Source organism: Aeromonas sp. QDB31, assembly GCF_027707605.1.
GTDB lineage: Bacteria > Pseudomonadota > Gammaproteobacteria > Enterobacterales > Aeromonadaceae > Aeromonas > Aeromonas media.
This window is the reverse complement of sequence record NZ_JAPCIX010000003.1, coordinates 237,860-258,349: the sequence shown is the minus strand read 5'-3', so window position 1 is coordinate 258,349 and position 20,490 is coordinate 237,860. Positions and strand designations below refer to the sequence as shown.

Annotated in this window: 18 protein-coding genes; 4 read left to right on the top strand and 14 right to left on the bottom strand. The window is 64.3% G+C overall.

Going from position 1 to position 20,490, the window contains the following annotated elements; genetic code table 11:
* The first annotated feature begins 63 nt into the window (after positions 1-63).
* Both PG898_RS04865 and nifJ read left to right on the top strand, forming a co-directional pair.
* Positions 64-1,725, top strand: a complete 1,662-nt coding sequence (locus tag PG898_RS04865; protein WP_171269205.1) for an NAD(P)-binding protein — start codon at positions 64-66, stop codon at positions 1,723-1,725.
* Positions 1,722-5,327 carry a pyruvate:ferredoxin (flavodoxin) oxidoreductase gene (gene nifJ / locus PG898_RS04860; RefSeq protein ID WP_171269204.1) on the top strand — a complete coding sequence of 1,202 codons (3,606 nt, stop codon included), beginning with the start codon at positions 1,722-1,724 and terminating at the stop codon, positions 5,325-5,327. The genes PG898_RS04865 and nifJ overlap by 4 nt, the downstream gene beginning before the upstream one ends.
* A gap of 166 nt (positions 5,328-5,493) precedes the next feature.
* On the opposite strand, the gene PG898_RS04855 is transcribed toward nifJ, so the two are convergent.
* From PG898_RS04855 to PG898_RS04830, 6 genes are all read right to left on the bottom strand, one after another.
* Complete coding sequence (locus PG898_RS04855; protein WP_043131615.1) at positions 5,494-5,709, bottom strand: YdcH family protein; 216 nt, start codon at positions 5,707-5,709, stop codon at positions 5,494-5,496.
* Between the two features lie 286 nt (positions 5,710-5,995).
* Positions 5,996-6,586 (bottom strand): hypothetical protein, encoded by a 591-nt coding sequence (locus tag PG898_RS04850; protein WP_171269203.1) that lies wholly within the window; start codon positions 6,584-6,586, stop codon positions 5,996-5,998.
* A gap of 11 nt (positions 6,587-6,597) precedes the next feature.
* Positions 6,598-7,944, bottom strand: coding sequence for an MATE family efflux transporter (locus PG898_RS04845; protein WP_171269202.1), 1,347 nt, complete (start codon positions 7,942-7,944; stop codon positions 6,598-6,600).
* Positions 7,945-8,083: 139 nt separating this feature from the next.
* On the bottom strand, positions 8,084-9,907 hold the full coding sequence (locus PG898_RS04840; RefSeq protein WP_270824353.1) for a SulP family inorganic anion transporter: 1,824 nt from the start codon (positions 9,905-9,907) through the stop codon (positions 8,084-8,086).
* Between the two features lie 70 nt (positions 9,908-9,977).
* Positions 9,978-10,562, bottom strand: coding sequence for a nucleotidyltransferase family protein (locus PG898_RS04835; protein WP_270824367.1), 585 nt, complete (start codon positions 10,560-10,562; stop codon positions 9,978-9,980).
* The gene (locus tag PG898_RS04830; protein WP_268433321.1) at positions 10,552-10,809 is read right to left on the bottom strand and encodes a GNAT family N-acetyltransferase; all 258 of its coding nucleotides are present in this window, start codon (positions 10,807-10,809) and stop codon (positions 10,552-10,554) included. Before PG898_RS04830 ends, PG898_RS04835 begins: the two co-directional genes overlap by 11 nt.
* A 146-nt stretch (positions 10,810-10,955) precedes the next feature.
* Between PG898_RS04830 and cysM the strand changes: the two genes are divergently transcribed.
* Entirely contained in the window at positions 10,956-11,858 is a 903-nt protein-coding gene (cysM, locus tag PG898_RS04825) for a cysteine synthase CysM (protein ID WP_270824354.1), read from the top strand.
* A gap of 39 nt (positions 11,859-11,897) precedes the next feature.
* Here the strand turns inward: cysM and PG898_RS04820 are convergent, their stop codons facing one another.
* The 4 genes from PG898_RS04820 to PG898_RS04805 are packed head-to-tail and all read right to left on the bottom strand — an operon-like array spanning position 11,898 to position 15,625.
* Positions 11,898-13,082 carry an iron-containing alcohol dehydrogenase gene (locus PG898_RS04820; protein ID WP_270824355.1) on the bottom strand — a complete coding sequence of 395 codons (1,185 nt, stop codon included), beginning with the start codon at positions 13,080-13,082 and terminating at the stop codon, positions 11,898-11,900.
* Between the two features lie 17 nt (positions 13,083-13,099).
* The gene (locus tag PG898_RS04815) at positions 13,100-13,609 is read right to left on the bottom strand and encodes a hypothetical protein (RefSeq protein WP_270824356.1); all 510 of its coding nucleotides are present in this window, start codon (positions 13,607-13,609) and stop codon (positions 13,100-13,102) included.
* Positions 13,599-14,189 carry a TetR/AcrR family transcriptional regulator gene (locus tag PG898_RS04810; RefSeq protein WP_270824357.1) on the bottom strand — a complete coding sequence of 197 codons (591 nt, stop codon included), beginning with the start codon at positions 14,187-14,189 and terminating at the stop codon, positions 13,599-13,601. Before PG898_RS04810 ends, PG898_RS04815 begins: the two co-directional genes overlap by 11 nt.
* 8 nt (positions 14,190-14,197) lie before the next feature.
* A complete protein-coding gene (locus tag PG898_RS04805; RefSeq protein ID WP_270824358.1) occupies positions 14,198-15,625 on the bottom strand; it encodes a coniferyl aldehyde dehydrogenase in 1,428 nt (475 codons plus the stop codon).
* Between the two features lie 212 nt (positions 15,626-15,837).
* On the opposite strand from PG898_RS04805, the gene PG898_RS04800 reads away from it, so the two are divergent.
* Positions 15,838-16,131: a hypothetical protein gene (locus PG898_RS04800; protein ID WP_163148587.1), complete on the top strand. Its 294-nt coding sequence runs from the start codon at positions 15,838-15,840 to the stop codon at positions 16,129-16,131.
* 63 nt (positions 16,132-16,194) lie between these two features.
* Here the strand turns inward: PG898_RS04800 and PG898_RS04795 are convergent, their stop codons facing one another.
* From PG898_RS04795 to PG898_RS04780, 4 genes are all read right to left on the bottom strand, one after another.
* A complete protein-coding gene (locus PG898_RS04795; RefSeq protein WP_106887397.1) occupies positions 16,195-16,644 on the bottom strand; it encodes a C40 family peptidase in 450 nt (149 codons plus the stop codon).
* A 117-nt stretch (positions 16,645-16,761) separates the two neighbouring features.
* Positions 16,762-17,676 carry a hydrogen peroxide-inducible genes activator gene (locus PG898_RS04790; protein WP_163135960.1) on the bottom strand — a complete coding sequence of 305 codons (915 nt, stop codon included), beginning with the start codon at positions 17,674-17,676 and terminating at the stop codon, positions 16,762-16,764.
* Positions 17,677-17,981: 305 nt separating this feature from the next.
* Positions 17,982-18,947: an alpha-L-glutamate ligase-like protein gene (locus PG898_RS04785; protein ID WP_005325705.1), complete on the bottom strand. Its 966-nt coding sequence runs from the start codon at positions 18,945-18,947 to the stop codon at positions 17,982-17,984.
* Between the two features lie 3 nt (positions 18,948-18,950).
* A complete protein-coding gene (locus tag PG898_RS04780) occupies positions 18,951-20,489 on the bottom strand; it encodes an inactive transglutaminase family protein (protein ID WP_005325703.1) in 1,539 nt (512 codons plus the stop codon).
* Position 20,490: the final 1 nt, after the last annotated feature.

Below are 20,490 nucleotides of genomic sequence, written 5' to 3'. Positions count from 1 at the left end.
CAGGCAACACGGTATCAAGCGCCATCGGAGCGGGCCTGTTACCCAACAAGAAGAAAGCAATGTATGAGCAAACAACTGGATATGACCCCACAGCCGGATCTCTCCCAGAAAACGGGAACAGGCCCGGTCCGTACTCGGCTGCCCGTTTGGCGGCCGGCCCTGCCACCTTGCAACCATGCCTGCCCGGCTGGCGAGAACATCCAGGCCTGGCTTGCCCTGGCCGAAGCGGGCCGCTTTGAGGCGGCCTGGCAGACGCTTATCGAAGATAACCCGCTGCCTGCGGTCCATGGCCGGGTCTGTTATCACCCCTGCGAGAGCGCCTGCAACCGGGCCCAGGTGGATGAGGCCGTCTCCATCCACGCCATCGAGCGCTTCCTCGGCGACGAGGCGCTGGCCCGTGGCTGGCAGCCTGCGCCCCCCGCGCCCGCCAGCGGCAAGAAGGTGCTGGTGATCGGTGCGGGCCCCTCCGGTTTGTCCTGCGCCTGGCACCTCAACCGGCTCGGCCATCAGGTAGAGATCCGCGAGGCGGGGCCGCTCGCCGGCGGCATGCTGCGTTTCGGCATTCCCGCCTACCGCCTGCCCCGTGAGATGCTGGATAGGGAGGTGGCCCGCATCGTCGCTGCTGGCGTCACCCTCACCCTCAACCACAAGGTGGAAGACGTGCTCAAGGCGCGCGACGAGGGGGGCTTTGACGCCGTCTTTATGGCCATCGGTGCCCATCTGGCCAAGCGGGTCGATATTCCGGCCCGGGAAGCGGGCAAGATCCTCGATGCGGTGAGCTTCCTCGAACAGGCCAGTCTGGCCGAGGAGCAGGGCTTGCCGCCCCCCAAACTGGGGCGGCGGGTGGCTATCTACGGCGGCGGTAACACCGCCATGGACGCGGCCCGTACTGCTCGCCGTCTCGGGGTTGAAGAGGCGATGATCATCTATCGCCGCGACCGGGACCATATGCCCGCCCACGCCTTCGAAGCCGATGAGGCCGAGGAGGAGGGGATCAAGATCAACTGGCTGCGCACCATCCGCCAGCTCGATAGCACCAATATCGAAGTGGAGGTGATGGCGCTGGATGCCGAAGGCAAGCCGGTGCCCACCGGCAAGTTTGAAACCCTTGAAGCGGACTCTCTTATTCTGGCGCTCGGTCAGGAGGTGGACTTGAGCGTGCTGGAGAGCATCCCCGGCGTGCGGGTCAACAAGGAGGGGGTAGTGCAGGTTGGAGAAAACCTGATGACGGATGTGCCGGGTCTGTTTGCCGGTGGCGACATGGTGCCCTCCGAACGCACCGTCACCATCGCCACCGGTCACGGCAAGAAGGCGGCACGCCATATGGATGCCTGGCTGCGCGGTCGCCACTACCACAAACCGCTCTCCCATTTGCAGGCAGGGAAGCCGCTGGTGGGGCCACAGCAGTTGCAACTCTGGTTCCAGACCCACGCCCCGGCCAGCAGTCAGCCGGTCAAACCGGCATGGGCGCGAGACGACTTTGGCGAGATCATCGGCGGGCTGGATGAAGTTGCCGCCCGCTACGAGGCGGCGCGCTGCTACTCCTGCGGCAACTGCTTCGAGTGCGACGGCTGCTACGGCAGTTGCCCCGAGCAGGCCATCGCCAAGCTGGGGCCGGGCAAGGGCTATCAGGTGGATGCGGCACTCTGCACCGGCTGCGGCGCCTGCCATGACCAGTGTCCCTGCCACGCCATCGAGCTACGCCAACCGGAGATATTCCAATGAAACATGAACTGATCATGGTCGATGGCAACGAAGCCGCGGCCCGGGTAGCGTATCAGCTGAGCGAGGTGTGTGCCATTTACCCCATTACCCCGAGCTCGACCATGGCCGAACTGGCCGACGCCTGGGCGGATGAGAAGCAGACCAACCTCTGGGGCAATATCCCCACAGTCGTGGAGATGCAGAGCGAAGGGGGGGCGGCCGGCACGGTGCACGGCGCCCTGCAGGCGGGGGCGCTCGCCACCACCTTCACCGCCAGTCAGGGGCTGATGCTGATGCTGCCCAACATGTACAAGATCGCCGGTGAATTGACCGCGGCGGTGTTCCATGTGGCGGCCCGTTCGCTGGCGGCGCAGGGGCTGTCGATCTTTGGCGACCATCAGGATGTGATGGCGGCGCGCAGCACCGGCTTTGCCATGCTCGCCTCCGGTTCGGTGCAGGAGGCGCAGGACTTGGCCTTGGTCGCCCACAGCGTCACCCTGCAGTGCCGGGTGCCCTTTATCCACTTCTTCGACGGGTTCCGTACCTCCCACGAGGTGAACAAGATCACCGCCCTGCATCGGGACGAGATCCGGGCGCTTATCGACAACGACTGGGTGCGCGCCCACCGTGCCCGGGCCCTCAACCCGGATCATCCGGTGATGCGTGGCACCGCCCAGAACCCGGATACCTATTTCCAGTCCCGCGAGAGCGTCAACCCCTTCTACGAAGCGGTACCGGCGCGGGTGCAGCAGTGCATGGACAACCTCGGTGAGTTGACCGGTCGTCACTACAAGCTGGTGGAGTATCACGGCGCCCCGGATGCCACCGATGTGATCGTGCTGATGGGCTCGGGGGCGGCCACCGCCCGCACCACGGTGGACTGGCTCAACCGGCAAGATCGCAAGACCGGGGTGCTGGTCATTCGCCTCTATCGCCCCTTCCCGGTGCAGGCGCTGCTGGACGCGCTGCCGCAGAGCGTGCGCCGCATCGCGGTGCTGGATCGCACCAAGGAGCCGGGCGCGGGCGGCGAGCCGCTGCTGCTGGATGTGCAGAGCGCGTTGATCGATGGTTTGCAGCGCGGTCTTATCAAGCGCCTGCCGTGGCTCAGTGGCGGCCGCTACGGCCTCTCGTCCAAAGAGTTCACCCCCGCCATGTGCGCGGTGGTGTTCGAGGAGTTGGCATCCGATGCACCGCGTCCACGCTTTACCGTGGGAATTGTCGATGACGTGTCGGGCCTCAGTCTGGCCTGGCACCCCATCGGCGATCTGGAGCCCGCCAGCCGGGTGCGGGCGCTGTTCTTCGGCCTCGGTGCCGACGGCACGGTTGGTGCCAACAAGAACAGCATCAAGATCATCGGCGAGCTGGAGGGCTTCCACGCCCAGGGCTACTTCGTCTACGACTCCAAGAAGTCGGGCTCGCGTACCGTCTCCCACCTGCGCTTTGGCCCCGAGCCCATCGACGCCCCCTGGCTTATCGAGCAGGCGAGCTTTATCGGCTGCCACCAGTGGGGCTTCGCCCTGTCGGTCGATCTGCTGGAGCACGCCGCGGAAGGGGCGACCCTGCTGCTTAACGCTCCCTATGAGGCTGACCAGGTGTGGGGTCAGCTGCCCGAGCGGCTGCGCGCCCGTATCCGCGCCCTCAATATCCAGCTCTACTGCATCGATGGTGATCGGGTGGCCGAGCAAAACGGCATGGGCAATCGCATCAACACCATCATGCAGACCTGCTTCTTCGCATTGGCCGGGGTGCTGCCGCGGGACGAAGCCATTGCGTTGATCAAGGAGAGCATAGAGAAGAGCTATGCCCGCAAGGGGCCCGAGGTGGTGGCGCGCAACTTCGCCGCGGTGGACGATACCCTGGCTCACTTGAGCAAGGTGGCGATCCCGGCCGGTGATGAGCCGATCAGCGACTATCCGTTGCCGCTGGCACCGGGTGGCAGCGAGTTTGTCCAGCGCGTCACCGGCGAGATGTTGGCGGGGCGCGGCGATTTGATCCCGGTCTCCATGCTGCCGGTGGATGGCACTTACCCCACCGCCACCAGTCGCTTCGAGAAGCGGGATATTGCCCGCGAGATCCCGATCTGGCACTCCGATATCTGCATCCAGTGCGGCAACTGCGTCTTTGTCTGCCCCCACGCGGCGTTGCGGGCCAAGTTCTACCATCAGGACTGGCTGGCAACCGCGCCCGAGGCGGCTCAGTCGGTGCCCGTCACTGCCAAGGGCTTCCCCGACAGCCGTTACACCTTGCAACTCTACCCGGAGGATTGCACCGGCTGCGGTCAGTGCGTGCAGGCCTGTCCGGTGCGGGCCGGAGCGGATGCCAGCCATCAAGGCGAGAGTGCTGAAGGAGAGAGCCACGAAGGCGACCGCGCCATCACCATGATGGATAAGGCGCCGCATCTTGCTGGCCAGAAGCAGGCGCTGCGCTGGTTCGAGAGCCTGCCCTGGCCGGCCCGCGAGCGGGTGGATTTCTCCACGGTGCGCGGTACCCAGTTCCTCGAGCCCCTGTTCGAGTTCTCCGGCGCCTGCGCCGGCTGTGGCGAGACTCCTTACCTCAAGCTGCTGACCCAGCTGTTTGGCGATCGCATGCTGGTGGCCAACGCCACCGGTTGCTCCTCCATCTACGGCGGCAACCTGCCGACCACCCCCTGGGCCAAGAACGGCGAAGGGAAGGGGCCGGCCTGGTCGAACTCCTTGTTCGAGGACAACGCCGAGTTTGGCTTTGGTTTTCGTCTCACCGCCGATCAGCATCACGGTCAGGCGGTGGCGGCCCTCGAAGCGATGAAAGGGGAGCTGGGCGAGTCGCTGGTCGATACCCTGATCAATGCCCCGCAGCTGCTGGAGTCGGAGATCCGCGCCCAGCGCACCCGGGTGGCGCAAGTGCGCGAGCGGCTGGAAGAGGTGAAATCCGGCAAGGCTCGCTCGCTGCTGTCCCTCATCGATCAGCTGGTGCGCCGCTCGGTCTGGATCATCGGCGGCGATGGCTGGGCCTATGACATCGGCTCGGCGGGGCTCGATCACGTGCTCGCCTCCGGGCGCGACGTGAACGTGCTGGTGATGGATACCGAGGTCTACTCCAACACTGGCGGCCAGATGTCGAAATCGACCCCGCTCGGTGCCGTCGCCAAGTTCGCGGCGGGGGGCAAGACGCTGGCCAAGAAGGATGTGGCGTTGCAGGCCATCGCCTACGGCAACGTCTATGTGGCCCGCATCGCCTTCGGCGCCAACCCGCAGCAGGCGCTGCAGGCCCTGCGGGAGGCGGAGGCCTATCCGGGCCCCTCGCTCATCATCGCCTACAGCCACTGCATCGCCCACGGCATCGATATGGAGTTTGGCCTGACCCAGCAAAAACGCGCCGTCGCCTCCGGTCACTGGCCGCTGATGCGCTACAACCCGGTATTGCGCAGTGCGGGGCAGAACCCCTTCAGTCTCGACAGCCTGCGCCCCTCCATCCCGCTCGCCGAGTACCGGCAGGAGGAGACCCGTTATCGCGTGCTGGCACAGAGCCATCCGGAGGAGGCGGAGCGGCTGATGCAGGTGGCGCAGCAGGTGGTATGGCAGAGGTGGACCACCTACGAGGAGATGGCCACCCGCGAGGCCAGCCATTTCCATCCGCCGGTGTGAGGATGAGGGTTAATCAAAATAACCAAGCGGGCCAGTGGCCCGCTTCTTTTGTTTCCGGTGTCAAAGAGGAATGGCCTGCACCACGTCGTCGTGAGCGGGCAATAAAAAGCCCGGCTTTGAGCCGGGCTGGGGGATAAGTTGCTTATCCGGGTATTCGTCGAGGCGTCTAATGTGGATGTTGTTTGAGGATGTCGTATATCTCCTCTTTCAGTTTAAGTTTCTGTTTTTTCAGATCCTTCACCTCGGAGCTGTAATCGCTGGCGTGATGTTTTTCCAGCTTCCTGATCTCCGCATCCAGGTCGTTGTGCAAGTCAAACTTCTCTTGGAAATGGACATCACTGCTCTTCAGTTTCGAGATGAGATCTCTGTACTCAGGGAACATGTAATGAAGCCTCCTTGTTGTCGTTTGATTGTGCCTTGACCTTCAAACTACCCCTTCCCCCGGGAGATAAATGTGATCCCGATCCAATTTGAGGCCACGGATTTGCTGCATCTGGCAGATGATTTTTAACTGATTGAATCACAAGCAGATAAGCGATTTATGGGGAGTGCATAGAGGACGGAACTGGGATCCTGTTCACAGTTGTGACGCTTTGATGACGGTAACGGCGCGACAGACGGGCAGCAAGAAGGGGCGCGGGGCCCCTTCTTGCTAACAGGTGTGGCGTTTACTCTTTTTTCTTTTTCTTCTCGGGCAGGGGCTTGCCGTCACGGGCAATCACCTTGCCCACCTCGAAGCCTATCTGCGCCGCCAGCTCTTCCAGATCAGGCGCCTTGGCTTCGTTGCCGATGGCGTACTGGTAGTTGGCGATGGTGATCTTCTCGGCTACCGGGGTGCCGGGGACTATGGGCTCACGCCAGCCCTGACCCACATGGGCCACCAGGGTGCCGTTCATGATGAGCTCGCCGACTATCTCCTGGGTGGGGATGCCCTTGCCGTAGGTGAGGCCCTGGGGGTGCTTCTTGCCGACCAGGGGTTCGTTGCTGGCGGGCACCAGCTTGGTGCGGATCAGCCACTTGGGATCCTTGTGCTTGCCCACCGCCTTGCCGGTCTGGTACTCGTTGATCTTGATGGTCTTGATCATCTGGGCCATGAAGTCCTTGGTCAGGGCCTTTTGCGCCTCGCTGGTCTGGTCGATGACGATGGGGGCCACGTACCAGGTCTGGGGGGCTTGCGCCTTGGGGGCCGCCGGGGCGGTTTGTGCCATGGTGAGCGGGCTGAGCAGGATGGCCGCCAACAAGAGTCCGATTTTCTTCATTGTGATTCCGCTTATGTTTCGACAAGAATTTTGTTTTGCCAGCGACGACTGCGCCAGCGCCAGAACATGGCCAGACCGCGAACCCACTCGTCGCAGGCCAGCGCCAACCAGATGCCTACCAGGCCATAGCCCTGCATGATACCAAGGAAATAGGCGAGGGGAACGGCAATGCCCCACATGGAGACGAGCGCCATGTAGAGCGGGAAACGGGCATCCCCGGTGGCGCGCAGGGCGTTGATCACCACCAGGTTGAAGGTGCGGCCGGGTTCGAGGATAAGGCTGATGAGGAACAGCTGCGCCACCTGGGTGATGATATCGGGATCGTCGGTGAACAGGCTGATGATGGCGCGTCCGTTCAGGGCCGCGGCGATGGCAATCAGGCTGGTGACGATGAGGCCAAGTTTCAGGCTCTTGATGAGCTGGCGATAGGCCTGTTCGAAGCGACGTGCCCCTGCCAGGTGGCCGATGATGATCTCGTTGCCAAGGCCGATGGAGAGGCCGAACAGCAGGATGAACAGGCAGATCTGGAAGAAGTAGGACTGGGTCGCCAGCGCCTTGTCGCCGAGCAGGCCGACGAAGGCGGTCACCACCATGAACTGCAGCATCCAGGAGAGGTTCTCCCCCGCCGCCGGCAGACCTATGTGCAGCACCTTGTCCAGCATGGCCTTGCTGGGGCGAAGGATCTCCGGCAGCCGCAGCCGAATGCCGGTCTTGCGCGCCACCAGCCACACCAGCAGCACCACACCGACGATGCGTCCGGCAACAGTGCTGATGGCGACCCCGGCGACCCCGAGCTGGGGCAGGCCGAACCAGCCATAGAGCAGCAGCAGGTTGCCGACGAAGGTGATGAGGTTGACGATGAGGGTCACGTACATGGCCTGACGGGTGTGGCCATGGGCGCGCAAGGTGGCGGCCAGACAGAGCGCCGCGGCCTCCGGCAGCAGGCAGAGGCCGATGATCTGCAGATAAAGGGTGGCATCCCCCATCAGGTGAGCGGGCAGGTTCATCAGCGCCAGCATGGTGCTGGCGCCGGCCATGACCCCGACCGCGGCCACCAGCCCCACCAGCAGGTTGAAGCCGATGGCGGTGTGGATGACCACGCGCGCCTTCTCCCTATCCCCGGCCCCCAGATACTGGGTGATCACCACGCTGGTGCCGATGCTGACGAAGCTGAACAGGGTGATGGCGAGATCGAACACCTGGTTGCCGACTGCCAGTGCCGCCACCCCTTGATAGGAGACATGGCCCACCATGAAGGTGTTGAGGGCCCCGGTCAGGAAGTGCAGGGCGAGATCGATGAACAGTGGCCAGGTCAGGGCGAAGAGGGAGCCCGGGCCCGCGTGGGATTGAGTCTGCATGGGGTGTCCAAATACTGGGGATGGCCCTCGTCAGCGCCATCTGGACGGGCATTTAACACCAAGCCGGTGCGGGGTGCAATCCTGCCCTGAGCAAAGAGGGGGCCGGGCTGGCCCGGCACCCTCTCGCCGGGTGGCACCGTCAGACCGGGGTGGCGCCCGCTTCCTGCTCGCAGGGCCGGGTGAGGTGCGCCGAGTCCGGCAGCTCGTCGTCCTGGGGCCAGCGGGAGAGCAGAGTATCCGTGGTGCTCTCCACCACCTCGTCATCCTTGAACACAGGCTCCCGATAGCAGCGGGTCATGCGCAGGGCCTGATACATGTCGGGACTGAGGATGACCCCCTCGTCCCCAATCCGGATCCCTGCCTGCTTGAGCCACTGGGTCATCTGGCCGTGGCGACCGGCCATCACCATGTGGATGCCACGGCGTCTGAGCTCCTTGTGCAGTTCCCCCACCATGCTCATCACGCTGATGTCCTGATGGGTGAAGCAGGCCACCGCGTCCACCACCAGACACTTGGGATTGTGGGGATCCTGCACCAGCAGCGCCAGCACCCGCCGCTTGAAGTAGGGGGCGTTGAAGTAGGTGAGCGGCGAGTTGAAGCGATAGACCAGGATGCCGGGGATGGCCTTGGCCTGCTCGTTGTCCCCCAGGGTGCGCACCACCCCCTCGTCATCCATGCCGAGCAGCTGATCGGTGGGGCGCATCACGTTGCGCAGGAACTGGAACAGCCCCAGCAAGACGGCGAGGGTGATCCCCGGGATCACCCCCATGGTGAGCACGCTGATAAAGGTGATCAGCGCCAGCCAGAAGGCGGCGCGGTCCGAGTCGCGCAGGGCCCAGAGGCCGCGAAAATCGGTGAGCGACAGGGATGCCATCACCAGCACCACCCCGAGGGCGGCGGTGGGAATGAATTGCAGCGGCGCAGTCAGGTAGAAGGTGATGAGGGCGATCACAGCCGCGGCTATGATGGAGACCAGCTGGCTCTTGCCGCCGTTGGCGTCGTTGACAGCGGTGCGTGAATCCGCACCGCTGATGGCAAAGCCCTGGGAGACAGCAGAGGCGAGGTTTGCCATGCCAAGGGCCCGAAACTCCTTGTCCGCATCGATTTCGTAGCCGTTCTTGGCGGCGAAGCTGCGGGCGGTGAGCATCATGGAGACGAAGCTCACCATGGCGAGGTTGAGCGCCGGCAGCACCAGCTCGCGCATCAGGCCGGGGGGGAACTCCGGCATCTGGAAGGCGGGCAGGCCCGAGCCCACGGCCCCCAGGGTGGCGATGTCGAACTGGCCGAGATTGAGGGCCCACACCAGGGCCGCCGTCACCACCATGGCCACCATGGAGGAGGGCCAGGATGGCCTGTAGCGCTTGGCCAGCAGCAGGGTGAGCAGGGCGGTCAGGCTCATGGCCAGGGTCGGCAGATGGGTCTGGGTAATGTAGTCGGTGCCATTCAAGATCCGCTCGATGAGATAGCGCTCGCTGAAGGTGAAGCCGAAGATCTTGGAGAGCTGGCTCACCATTATGGTGATGGCCACCCCGTTGAGCAGGCCCATCAGTATGGGGCGGGAGAGAAAGTCCGCCAGCACCCCCAGCTTGAAGCGGCTGGCGATCAGGCACCAGAAGCCGGTCATGGCGGTCATGGTCATCACCAGTTGCCACTGGCGGGTGGGATCCCCGGCGGCGAGCGGTGTCACCACGGCGGCAATGACGGCGCAGGTGGCGGCGTCCGGGCCGACGATGAGCTGGCGGGAGGTGCCAAAGAGGGCGTAGACCACCATGGGCAGTATGCAGGAGTAGAGGCCGACGATGGCGCCCACCCCGGCAAGCTCCGCATAGGCGATGGCCACGGGCAAGGCCACGGCCGCCACCGAGAGGCCAGCGCGAAGATCCGGCATCAGCCAGGCCCGCTGATATTGCAGCAGGGCGGCGAGGCCCGGCAGCCAGCGTTCGAGAGAGAAGAAGTCGCGCATTATTTAACCCATTGAGTTATAAACAGCTTTTCCTTAGTGTGCCCAAGGTTGTCGGCCCATTGCAATCCGGTCATGGCCAGTTCACCACAAGGTCAGGCCAGATGCGCTGCCACTGTTTGTCCCTGATCCTGTCGATGAAGATCCGGCTTTCCTGCCGGCAGCGCGGATTGGGGCTCACCTGCAGGGACCAGTTGGGGGCAAAGCCGTAGGGGGCCAGCCACTCGAACGAATCGTCTGCCAGCAGGCGGACCCCGATGCAGGTGGGCACCTCTACCCAGTGACTGAGCGCCGCCAGCGAGCTGGCGAAGGGGGCCACTTGCTGGCGTACATGCATGCGCGCCTGATTGCGTACCTCCCAGCGCTGGCCGGGCAGACGCTCCGCCAGCCAGTCTTGGTGCCCCCGCTCGGCCAGCCCTTGTGGATCCCCTGCATCCAGATAGATGAGATCTATGTCGTTGAGGGGAGTGGGCTCGGCCTTGTGGTGCAGGTGATCCCAGATGAGGTTGCGCACAAAGCCCGCCCCCAGCGCCCAGTCTGGCAGGGCCAGCTCCCGTGCCGTTCGCAGGCAGGCCATGCGCAGGGGATCGGCCCGCAGCAGGGCCTCGGTGTGGGCTTGCAGCTGCGCCTCCCTAGGGGCTTGTGCCTCAACCGGCATGACGGCGCAGCCAGACATCTATGTAGCTGCAGCTCGGCACTATGGTGAGCCCCTCTGCCCGGGTCCAGTCGTAGAAGTTACGGGCCAGCTTGTCGGCAATGCCCTGTCCGCGCAGCTCGGACGGCACCTGGGTGCTGTAGGCGTCTACAGTGGTTGCGTCCAGCCTGCGGTAACTTAGGCGGGAGAGCTTGCCGTCCACCTCGCAGATGAACTGCTGCTGGTCGGCCTGATGAAGAATGTCGCTCATGGAGGCTCCTCAAAGGGTGGGGAAGGGATATCAGAGCATGCTGGCCGGACTTTGCCAACCGTGCTCTTTGCGGGCCGAGGAGGCTCGCTTACACTGACCGGCCTGCGAGCGGCTCGCTAGGCAAGGTATAGAACAGTTAGCAGAGGATGGATCCCGTTATGGCCTTCGCCACCCTGGAAGATCTGATTGGCAATACCCCGTTGCTGCGCCTGCGCCGCATCAACCCCTGTCCCGACGTGACCCTGCTGGTGAAGCTGGAGGGCAACAACCCCGCCGGCTCCGTCAAGGACAGACCGGCCCTGAACCTCGTTCGGGCGGCGGAGGCGAGCGGTTACTTAGGGCCAGGGGCACGACTCATCGAGGCCACCTCGGGCAATACCGGCATAGCGCTGGCCATGGTGGCGGCGGCCCGGGGGTACAGAATGCGGCTCGTCATGCCGAGCACCATGAGCCAGGAGCGGCGCGATGCCATGCAGGCCTATGGCGCCGAGCTGGTGCTGGTGGAAAACGGCATGGAAGAAGCGCGGGATCTGGCGCTGGCCATGCAGGCCCGCGGCGAGGGGCTGGTGCTCGATCAGTTCAACAACCCGGCCAATCCGGATGCCCACTACCTCTCCACCGGCCCCGAGATCTGGCGCCAGAGCGAGGGGGCCATCACTCACTTCGTCTCCGCCATGGGCACCACGGGCACCATCATGGGGGTCTCCCGCTACCTCAAGGAGCAGAACCCGGCGGTGCAAGTGATAGGCCTGCAACCGGCCGAGGGGAGCCAGATCCCCGGCATTCGCCGCTGGCCAGAGGCCTATATGCCCGCCATCTTCGATCCCGAGCGGGTCGATCGGGTGCTGGATGTGACGCTCGATGAGTCGCTGGCCATGATGCGCCGGCTGGCGCGGGAAGAGGGGATCTGCTGCGGGGTCAGCTCGGGGGGCGCCGTGGCCGGTGCCCTGCGGGTAGCGGCAGAGCTCAGCCAGGGGGTGGTGGTGGCCATCATCTGCGATCGGGGGGATCGCTATCTCTCCACCGGGGTCTTCACGCCGTCCATCTGATCCTGCGCCAAGCCGGCCCTCTGCGGGTCGGCTTGTAGGTCATTCCCACACCTGTTCCAGCAGCGCAAGCAGCTCTTCCCTGTCCGCATCCTTGCGGTTGTAGAGCAGGGCGCCGTCGTTGATGGCGAGATCACGAATGTCGGTGAGCACCGATCTGTCCGTCACGCCGGCTTCCGCCAGGGTGCGCGGCAACCCTACCGCCTGCCAGAGACTGTCCCGCAGGGCGCAGAGTGCATCCAGGGCCGCCTGGGGACGCAGCGCCTGTGGGGTGGCCGCGAAGCGCTCCGGCCCCGCCAGCGGCAGCAGCAGGCGGGCCAGCTCAGGGTCTATCTGCGGCCTGTTGTAGTCGAGCACCGCGGGCAGGAAGAGGTTCATGCACAGGCCGTGGGGCAGGTGGCAGCGGGCCCCCAGGCTGTGGCCGAGGGCGTGCACCAGCCCCACCATGGAGTTGGAAAACGCCATGCCCGCCAGGGTGGATCCCTCCGCCAGTTGCAGCCGCAGGTGCTTGTCTTCGGGGGCCTGCAGCACCTTGGGCAGGGCATCGGCTATCTTCTCCACCGCCATCAGGGCCAGGGCGTCGCTGACCGGGTTCTTGGCATTGCCGATGAAGGCCTCGATGGCGTGGGTCATGGCGTCCATGGCGGTGGCGGCCGTGATGGGCAGCGGCAGCCCCCGGGTGAGGCGCGGGTCCAGCACCGCCAGCTGGGGCAGCAGGAAGGGGGAGGTGAAGGGCACCTTGCGCCCGCTCCCCTCGTCCCGGATCACCGCCACCAGGGTCACTTCCGATCCGGTGCCCGCCGTGGTGGGCACCGCCGCCAGCGGTTTGAGGGGGCGGGTCAGGCAACCGGCCCCCGCATGATCCAGCAGCCGCTCCCCGCCCAGGGTGACCAGGATGTTGACCGCCTTGGCGGTATCGATGACGGAGCCGCCCCCCAGGGCCACCAGGCTGTCACAACCCAGTTCCCGCCAGCGGGTGGCGATGCGCTCCACCACGGCGGTGGAGGAGTCGGCTGGGATCTCGTCCCAGATGGCGGCGACCGGCAGGCCCCCCTCCGCCAGCACATTGGCCAGCAGGGTGGCGAGCCCGCTGCCGCCGACCCCCTTGTCGGTCAGCAGCAGCGGACGGCGTGCCCCCAGTGCCATCAGCTCGTCCGGAAGCTGTTCCAGCGCCTGCTCCCCTGCCATCAATCTGACCGGACAGAAGAAATCGTAATAACGGCTCATGATGTTCATCCTTCTTTTCAACCGGTCAGCAGACCCAGGTAGATGTGGCAGGCTCGCGTCAGCTTGTGGCGCGGGCTCGGGTAGTGGCGCAGCAGGGGCCGCGCGATGAAGGCAGGCAGGATCAGGGCTTGCAGCTGCTCCAGCGCCCGCACCAGATGCATGGCCGCCCCGAGATCCCCCTCCACCAACAGCCGGTTCTCGCAGAAGGCCTGATTAATGCCGAGGCGAAAGCTGAGGGCGCGAAAGGCGATGGCGGGGTGCTTGAAGCAGACCCGCAGAACATGGGGACTTGTTGCCCCAAGGGACGCGGGGCCGCATCGCCAGCGCCCGGCCACCTGGTGCAGGGTCAGCCCATAAGGCAGCCCATGCACCTCCAGCCGGATGCGAAGCCCCTCCGGCAGCGGGGCGAGCTCACTGCGCACCGCCTCGTCGACCCGGGCGGCGCGGCACAGGGTGCGGCCGATGATCCAGAGCAGACTCCCTATCCAGAGGCGCCTGCCGGTGGCAAGCCAAGGATCACGCGTCATGAAGGCCTCCTGCAATGGCGGACCAGAAGAGGGCGAAGGCGCTGGCCTGCCAGTGGGGATCGTCCCCGAGCTCGGGCTGGTCGACAAAGAGGGAGGCACAGGCCAGAAACTGGCTCTGGCACACCTCCAGCATCAGGACGGGGGGCGCCTGCATCAGCTCGCCGCTGGCTTGACCCCGGGCAAGCAGGCGCGGCAGGAAGCGTAGTGTCTCCCCCAGGATCTGGCTGCGCAGCGGCCGTGCCAGCAGGGGGGAGTGGAAGAAGCCCAGCACGAACTTGAGCTCGTGGGGATGGGCCTGCATCCAGCTCATCGCCTGACACCAGTAGTGGCGCGCCTGCTCCCTGAGTGGCAGGGCCGGATCCGCGTCGCTGATGGCGGCGCCAAGGCGCAGCTTGACGTCCTGGTAGAGCTGCTGGATCAACAGCTCCTTGCTGGGAAAGTGGTGGAACAGGGTGCCGTTGGCAACCCCTGCCGCCCGGGCGATGCGGGCGGTAGCGGCCCCCTGCAGGCCATCCTCGGCGCACAGGGCAAGGGCGGCATCCAGGATCTGGCGGCGTTTGTCTGTCATGGGATCGCTCATGTTGCCTCCTAGCGCAGGAACAGGGCCATCATCAGCTGCTGGTACCAGCGCCGATAAGGGGGGTGGATCAGGTTCCCCGTGCTGAAACGGCCGCGGCGCAGCACGGTTTTCGCCTTGGAGAAGGTGAGAAAGCCTTCGTGGCCGTGGTAGTGCCCCATGCCGGAGGGGCCTATGCCGCCGAAGGGGGCGTCGTCCGCCGCCACCTGGAACAGGCACTCGTTGATGGCCATGCCACCGGCGTGGGTCTCCCGGATGAGGCGGCTCTGCAGCGTCTCGTCCAGGCTCATTAGATAGAGTGCCAGCGGGCGTGGCCGAGCCGCCACATAGGCAATGGCCTCCTCGATGCTGTCATAGGGCACCAGGGGCAGCAATGGGCCGAAGATCTCCTGCTGCATCAGCTGGCAGTGGCCGGGTACCTCGGTCAGCAGGTGGGGCACCAGGCGGCGGGCGCCGTCATCCCGGGCCGGCGAGGCGCAAGGGTGCGCCTGGGCACCCGCCTGCTTCGCCTCCGCCAGCCAGGCGGTGAGCCTCTCATACTGGGCCGCGTTGATGATGGAGCCGTAATCCGGACTATCCAGCCCCTTGGGATAGAGGCGGCGAAAGTGCGTCTGATAGGCTTCGATAAAGCCCTGCTCCTGCCCCCGCGGCAGCAATACATAGTCCGGGGCCACGCAGATCTGGCCGGCGTTGAGGCTCTTGCCGAAGATCATCCGCTCCACCGCCAGGGCCAGGGGCATGTCGGGGGCGATGAGGCAGGGACTCTTGCCACCAAGCTCCAGGGTCAGCGGCGTGAGCTGGGGCGCGGCGGCAGCCATCACCTGCCTGCCCACCGCCGTGGAGCCGGTGAACAGCAGATGATCGAAGGGCAGTGTGCTGAAGGCGGCCGCGAGTCCCGCATCTCCCTCGATGAGCACCACCTCGTCGTCGTCAAACACCGCCTCCAGCAGGGTGCGCAGCGCGGCATTGGTATGGGGTGTGAACTCGGATAGCTTGATCATGGCCCGGTTGCCGGCGGCGATGGCGCCGATGAGTGGCCCCAGGCTCAGCATCACCGGGAAGTTCCAGGGCACCATGATGCCGACCACGCCAAGCGGTTGATAGTGCACCTCGACCCTGGCGGGGGCCAGCAGCAGGCCGGGGTGGCGCCGCACTGGTCTCATCCAGCCCTTGAGCCGTTTCAGGCTGTAGTTGATCTGCATGACGCAGGGCAGGATGTCGGCGACCAGGGAGTCGTAGTCGCTGCGCTGGCCATAGTCTAGGGCCAGGGCGTCGCAGAGCGCCTGCTTGTGGGCGAGCAGGGCGCTCTTGAGCGCGGTCAACCGGCTGCGGCGCTGTGCCAGGCTCGGCATGGGCTGGGCCTGACAGGCCTGCTTGAGGCGGACCAACTGCTCGGGCAGGGAGAACTTGTCTGGGGACTCTGTTCGTATGGCTTCCATGGCATGCTCCGCACAAAAACTGACCGACTGATTAGTCGGTCTAAGCCTACCGGCTTGTTGCCAGCTTGTAAACATGGGCGTACCAGAGCAAGGGCGGATGAGTGGGTTCTCTGATGGAACTGTGCTCGGCCACACAGTTTGGGGGTATCCCGATTGGTGAATTATCCAATAAGAGGTAGTTTTCAATCATCAACTCAAATGGAGAGCAGCACATGACCAGGGAATTGCACAGCCTGCTGGCCCGGCTGGACGATGTGATCGAGCGCATGCCGGACAGTTTCAACACCTATGAATTTGCCCAGAAGCTGGCGCTGCAACATCAGCGCGAGTATTTCGCCGCGGGTCACTCCCTGGCGGAGCAGGACAAAAACCTGCTGCGGCTGCTCCACGAGAAGATTGCCGAGGCGCTGGCAGCAAGCGAGCGGCTGATCGAAGGGGCCCTGCTGCCCTGCGTGACCCCCTGGGGGGAGCGAGCCACCTCGCCCCGCTGGCACCGCAAGCACTGAGCCTCTGCGCGGCACATAAAGAAGAAGGCCCCTCGGGGCCTTTTTGGTGTTCGTTGGTGGCGGCTACTGGGTCAGGCGGCGGGCTTGCCAGTAGCGGCTGTTCCAGTAGACGTTGTCGAGGCGAGAGCGGATCACCCCCTTGCTGGTGGAGGCGTGAATGAACTCCCCTGCACCTGTATAGACGCCGACGTGGTACTGCTGCCAGCCGGTCTTGAAGAACACCAGATCCCCGTGCTGCAGACGGTATCTGTCCACCGGCCTGCCGAGATTGGCCTGGGATTCAGTGGTTCTGGGCAGGGTGAAGCCCAGCACCTGCTGGTAGGCAAGCTGGGTGAAGGCGGAGCAGTCGAGGCCGGCGCGATTGGTGCCGCCCATGCGATAGGGGACGCCGCGCCACTGCTGATAGAAGCCGTCGAAGGCACTGGCCTGGCGGGCAGGAGGGGGCGGCTCCGGGGTACTGGAGCAGGCGACGACAAGCAGGGCCAGCAGGGGCGGAAGCAAGGTGCGAAACATCTCAACTCCTTGATAGGGCACGGGATTCATCATAGACGATGTTCCTGCCTGGAACCTGAACAGCGATAGCATAAAAACTTGCCGAGGGCAGAGAAAGGGCCCCCGGCAAGCCAGGCGTCAGTCCGCCGCCTTGGGACTTATCAGCGGCGTGAGCAGTTCGGCAATCTTGTAGAAGGTCTGCACCCGGGTGGTGCTGGGGCGCCATACCAGGCCAATCTCGCGATAGGGCTTCTCCCCGGGCAGGGGGATGGCCACCAGATCCGAGTTGTCGAGAATGCCCGCATCTATGGCCATCTGGGGCAGGAAGGTGGTGCCAAGGCCGGCGCCCACCATCTGCACCAGGGTGTGCAGACTGGTGGCGGCGAAGGGGTTGATCTTGCTCTTGTCCCGCAGCCGGCAGGCACTCACCGCGTGCTCGGTCAGGCAGTGCTCCCGCTCCAGCAGGAAGATGCTCTGATTGGGCAGCTCCTTGTAGTCGAATGGCATGTGCAAAGTGGCAGCCATATCTGACGGCATCACCATATGGAAGGGATCCAGCCCCACCGTCTTGCTGTGAAAGCCGCCTATCTCCACTGGCAGCGCCAGGATCAGCAAGTCGAGCTGCCCCTGCTCCAGCTGCTTGAGCAGATTGGTGGTGGTGTCTTCCCGCAGCAGCAGCTCCAGCTCCGGATAGGCCTTGCCGCACACCTGCAGCAGCTTGCTGAGCAGGAAGGGGGCTATGGTGGGGATGCAACCCAGGCGGACGGTGCCGTGCATGACGCCCCCCTGCTGCTGGCCGAGCTCCATCAGATCCCGGGCGTCGGAGAGCAGGTTGCGCGCCCGCGCCACTATCTCCATGCCGACCGGCGTCATGATGAAGCTCTTGTGGTCACGCTCCACCAGTTGCAGGTTCATCATGTCCTCCAGGGTCTGGATCCCGGTACTCAGGGTGGACTGGCTGACATGACAGGCCTTGGCGGCGCGATTGAAATTCTTGTGCTCGTCCAGAGCGACCAGATACTGCAGCTGTTTCAGGCTGGGCCAACGTTGCATAGGGGAAACCCGATCGATGCTATCTATTTGATTTGATTAATCTACCATCGAGAGACTGCTTTGTCGCCGAGATTAGGCGCCCTCCTGGCAGGGTCTGTGCATTGCGGGGCAAGCGGATGGGGATAAGCCCGCCATCCACCTGCCCGTCGCTACAACAACTGCCATGGGAGCTTATCCCCTTGTGCCAGCCCGTTGAAGGGGGGTTGCCATGGGATGTGACGGGGATCGGCCTTCCCGGGGGGCACCCGACGCCGGCCATAAAAAAACGCGCCGGGTGGCGCGTTTTTGCAGGCGTGAGGGGCAGGCTATTCGTCGAAGATACCGAAGTGATCCTTGGCGAAGTTGACGCGTTGCTCCACGTTCATCTTGACCTGACCCAGCTTCTCGATGGTCTTGAGGTTGGGCACCAGGCCGCGGCCGTTGGCGATCTGGATGGCGAGACCGGGACGGGCGTTGAGCTCCAGCAGCATGGGGCCGCGGAACTTGTCCAGCACCATGTCGGTCCCGATGTAGCCAAGCCCCGACATCTCGTAGCAGGAGGCGGCCAGGGTCAGCAGGGTATCCCAGTGGGGCACCTTGAGATCGTAGAGATCCAGGCCGGTGTCCGGGTGGTGGCGCAGGGGGTTGCCAAACTGCACCGCCCGCAGGGCGCGACCGGTACGCAGGCACAGACCCACCCCCACGGCGCCCTGGTGCAGGTTCGCCTTGCCGTCCGAGGCGGCGGTGGAGAGACGCATCATGGCCATCACCGGGAAGCCCTTGAAAATGATCACCCGGGCATCGGGCACCCCTTCGAAGGAGTAGCCGTCGAACACGTCATCGAAGTTGATGAGTCCTTCCACCAGCGCCACGTCGGGCTTGCCGCCCAGCGAATAGAGGCCCGCCAGTATGTTGGAGACATGGCGCTCTAGATCCTGACCGGTGGAGGCGCTGCCGTTGGGCTTGTAGAAGCTGCCCTCTTCCTGACGCAGGATCACCAGAATCCCCTTGCCGCCGGAGCCGCGGGCCGGCTTGATGCAGAAGCCCGGCCAATCCTTCACCAGCTCGGTGATGCGGGTCACGTCGTGCTGCTCGCGGATGGTGCCGATGAGTTCAGGCACCGTCACCCCCGCATCCAGCGCGATGCGCTTGGTCTTGAGCTTGTCATCCACCAACGGGTAGAGACGACGCGGGTTGTAGCGGCTGATGTAGGAGTGGTTGCGTTTGTTCATGCCGAGGATGCCTGCCTGAGACAGGCTCCACGGGCTGGTGTATTTCTGCCAGAACCACATCTGTTACTTGTCCTTACCCGGGGTGGCACCGGACTTCATCTCGTCCACCAGCGGCTTGAAGCGCTTGAGCTCGCTCAGCTTGTAGCCGGTGTAGTTACCCATCACCAGCACGGTGGCCATCAGCACCAGTTGCAGGCCGAGGAAGTTGAAGGTGAGGTGACGAATGAGCTCGTTGTCCATGGCCAGGTAGGCGATGACCGCCACCAGCAGGGAGCCGCCACCTTGACGGAACACCTCTTTCGGGCCCTCTTCTTCCCACAGGATGGACATCCGCTCTATGGTCCAGGAGAGGATGATCATCGGGAAGAAGGTGATCTTCATGCCGTCGGTCAGCCCCAGCTTGAAGGCAAACGCGGAGAAGATGCCGATCATCGAGATCACCATGATGATGATCGCCGATATTCGGGCCACCAGCAGCAGGTTGAGCCGCGACAGGTAGGAGCGGATGACCAGGCCGGTACCGACGATCAGCAGGAAGCCTATCAAGCCCGTAACGAGCGAGGTCTGGATAAAGGCGACCGCGATCAGCACTGGCATGAAGGTGCCGGAGGTCTTGATCCCCACCAGCACCCGCAGGAACACCACCATCAGCACACCGATGGGGATCAGCAGCAGACCCTTGAACAGCGCCTGCTCTTCCAGCGGCAGGCTGTGGATGGAGAAGTTCATCATCTCGGACTTCTCGAACTTCTGCGCCAGGGCCACGTTGACCGGCTGTTCCTGCTCGATCATCGAGAAGGTGACGCGGGAGTTGTGGCCACCGGTGACGTCCAAGAGGGCGCCGGAGTTGTATTCCCACAGCAGCAGGTTGCCCGGTTGTCCCTGTTCACCGGTTTGCGGGTTGAACAGCTTGTAGTCGGTCGGGCTGTTGAACACCTGCAGGTAGTCCACCAGCTCCTGGCGACGGCGACCGTCTTCCAGGCTCAGGGCGTGCACTACGCGTGCCGGCACTTCGGCGTTGTTGAGCAGCTCGGCGATCAGGCTGGCACGGCTCTTGTGAGACTTCAGCAGCTCGGCGTTCTGTTCCTGCTTCTCGATCTCCTTGATGATCTCGCGGGTCAGGGTGTAGCCGTCGGCGGAACGCTCCTGGGCGCGCTCGAGGATCTGCTTCATCGCGGTGGCGTAGGGCTCACTCTCGATCTGCTTCTCGATGGCGGGCGGCAGCGGGTTGGCGGCGGGCTTGGCATGGGCATCCGCCATCATGTCGACCCGATAGTAGAGCTCCTGGCGGCCAGAGGCGGTGCGAATGGACCACTCGGCGCGGGCATCCCCGTCTTTTTCCACGAACGACAGGCCGTAGCCCGGGCTGGCGGCATTCTCGTTCATCAGGGTGAAGCCGGGCTGGGTGCCCGGAATGGCCAGGGAGGCGATCACCGGCTCACCGGTCGCCTCGAACTCGAGCTTGGCTTCGATAGACCAGATCTGACGTTTTTCACCGGGCGTGAGCGGCACGTCCAGGGCGACATGGTGATAAAACGTCATTCCCAGGCCGACAATGAACAGCAGGGCGACCAGCAGATAGAACGGCTTACGGGAAACCATG

Coding starts and splice junctions, on each gene's coding strand:
- PG898_RS04840 (WP_270824353.1), bottom strand. CDS start 9,907: ATGCGCGACTTCTTCTCTCTCGAACGCTGGCTGCCGGGCCTCGCCGCC.
- nifJ (WP_171269204.1), top strand. CDS start 1,722: ATGAAACATGAACTGATCATGGTCGATGGCAACGAAGCCGCGGCCCGG.
- PG898_RS04835 (WP_270824367.1), bottom strand. CDS start 10,562: ATGCCGGTTGAGGCACAAGCCCCTAGGGAGGCGCAGCTGCAAGCCCAC.
- PG898_RS04855 (WP_043131615.1), bottom strand. CDS start 5,709: ATGTTCCCTGAGTACAGAGATCTCATCTCGAAACTGAAGAGCAGTGAT.
- PG898_RS04780 (WP_005325703.1), bottom strand. CDS start 20,489: ATGGTTTCCCGTAAGCCGTTCTATCTGCTGGTCGCCCTGCTGTTCATT.
- PG898_RS04805 (WP_270824358.1), bottom strand. CDS start 15,625: ATGGAAGCCATACGAACAGAGTCCCCAGACAAGTTCTCCCTGCCCGAG.
- PG898_RS04785 (WP_005325705.1), bottom strand. CDS start 18,947: ATGTGGTTCTGGCAGAAATACACCAGCCCGTGGAGCCTGTCTCAGGCA.
- PG898_RS04815 (WP_270824356.1), bottom strand. CDS start 13,609: ATGACGCGTGATCCTTGGCTTGCCACCGGCAGGCGCCTCTGGATAGGG.
- PG898_RS04850 (WP_171269203.1), bottom strand. CDS start 6,586: ATGAAGAAAATCGGACTCTTGTTGGCGGCCATCCTGCTCAGCCCGCTC.
- PG898_RS04845 (WP_171269202.1), bottom strand. CDS start 7,944: ATGCAGACTCAATCCCACGCGGGCCCGGGCTCCCTCTTCGCCCTGACC.
- PG898_RS04790 (WP_163135960.1), bottom strand. CDS start 17,676: ATGCAACGTTGGCCCAGCCTGAAACAGCTGCAGTATCTGGTCGCTCTG.
- PG898_RS04820 (WP_270824355.1), bottom strand. CDS start 13,082: ATGAGCCGTTATTACGATTTCTTCTGTCCGGTCAGATTGATGGCAGGG.
- PG898_RS04795 (WP_106887397.1), bottom strand. CDS start 16,644: ATGTTTCGCACCTTGCTTCCGCCCCTGCTGGCCCTGCTTGTCGTCGCC.
- PG898_RS04800 (WP_163148587.1), top strand. CDS start 15,838: ATGACCAGGGAATTGCACAGCCTGCTGGCCCGGCTGGACGATGTGATC.
- PG898_RS04810 (WP_270824357.1), bottom strand. CDS start 14,189: ATGAGCGATCCCATGACAGACAAACGCCGCCAGATCCTGGATGCCGCC.
- cysM (WP_270824354.1), top strand. CDS start 10,956: ATGGATCCCGTTATGGCCTTCGCCACCCTGGAAGATCTGATTGGCAAT.
- PG898_RS04865 (WP_171269205.1), top strand. CDS start 64: ATGAGCAAACAACTGGATATGACCCCACAGCCGGATCTCTCCCAGAAA.
- PG898_RS04830 (WP_268433321.1), bottom strand. CDS start 10,809: ATGAGCGACATTCTTCATCAGGCCGACCAGCAGCAGTTCATCTGCGAG.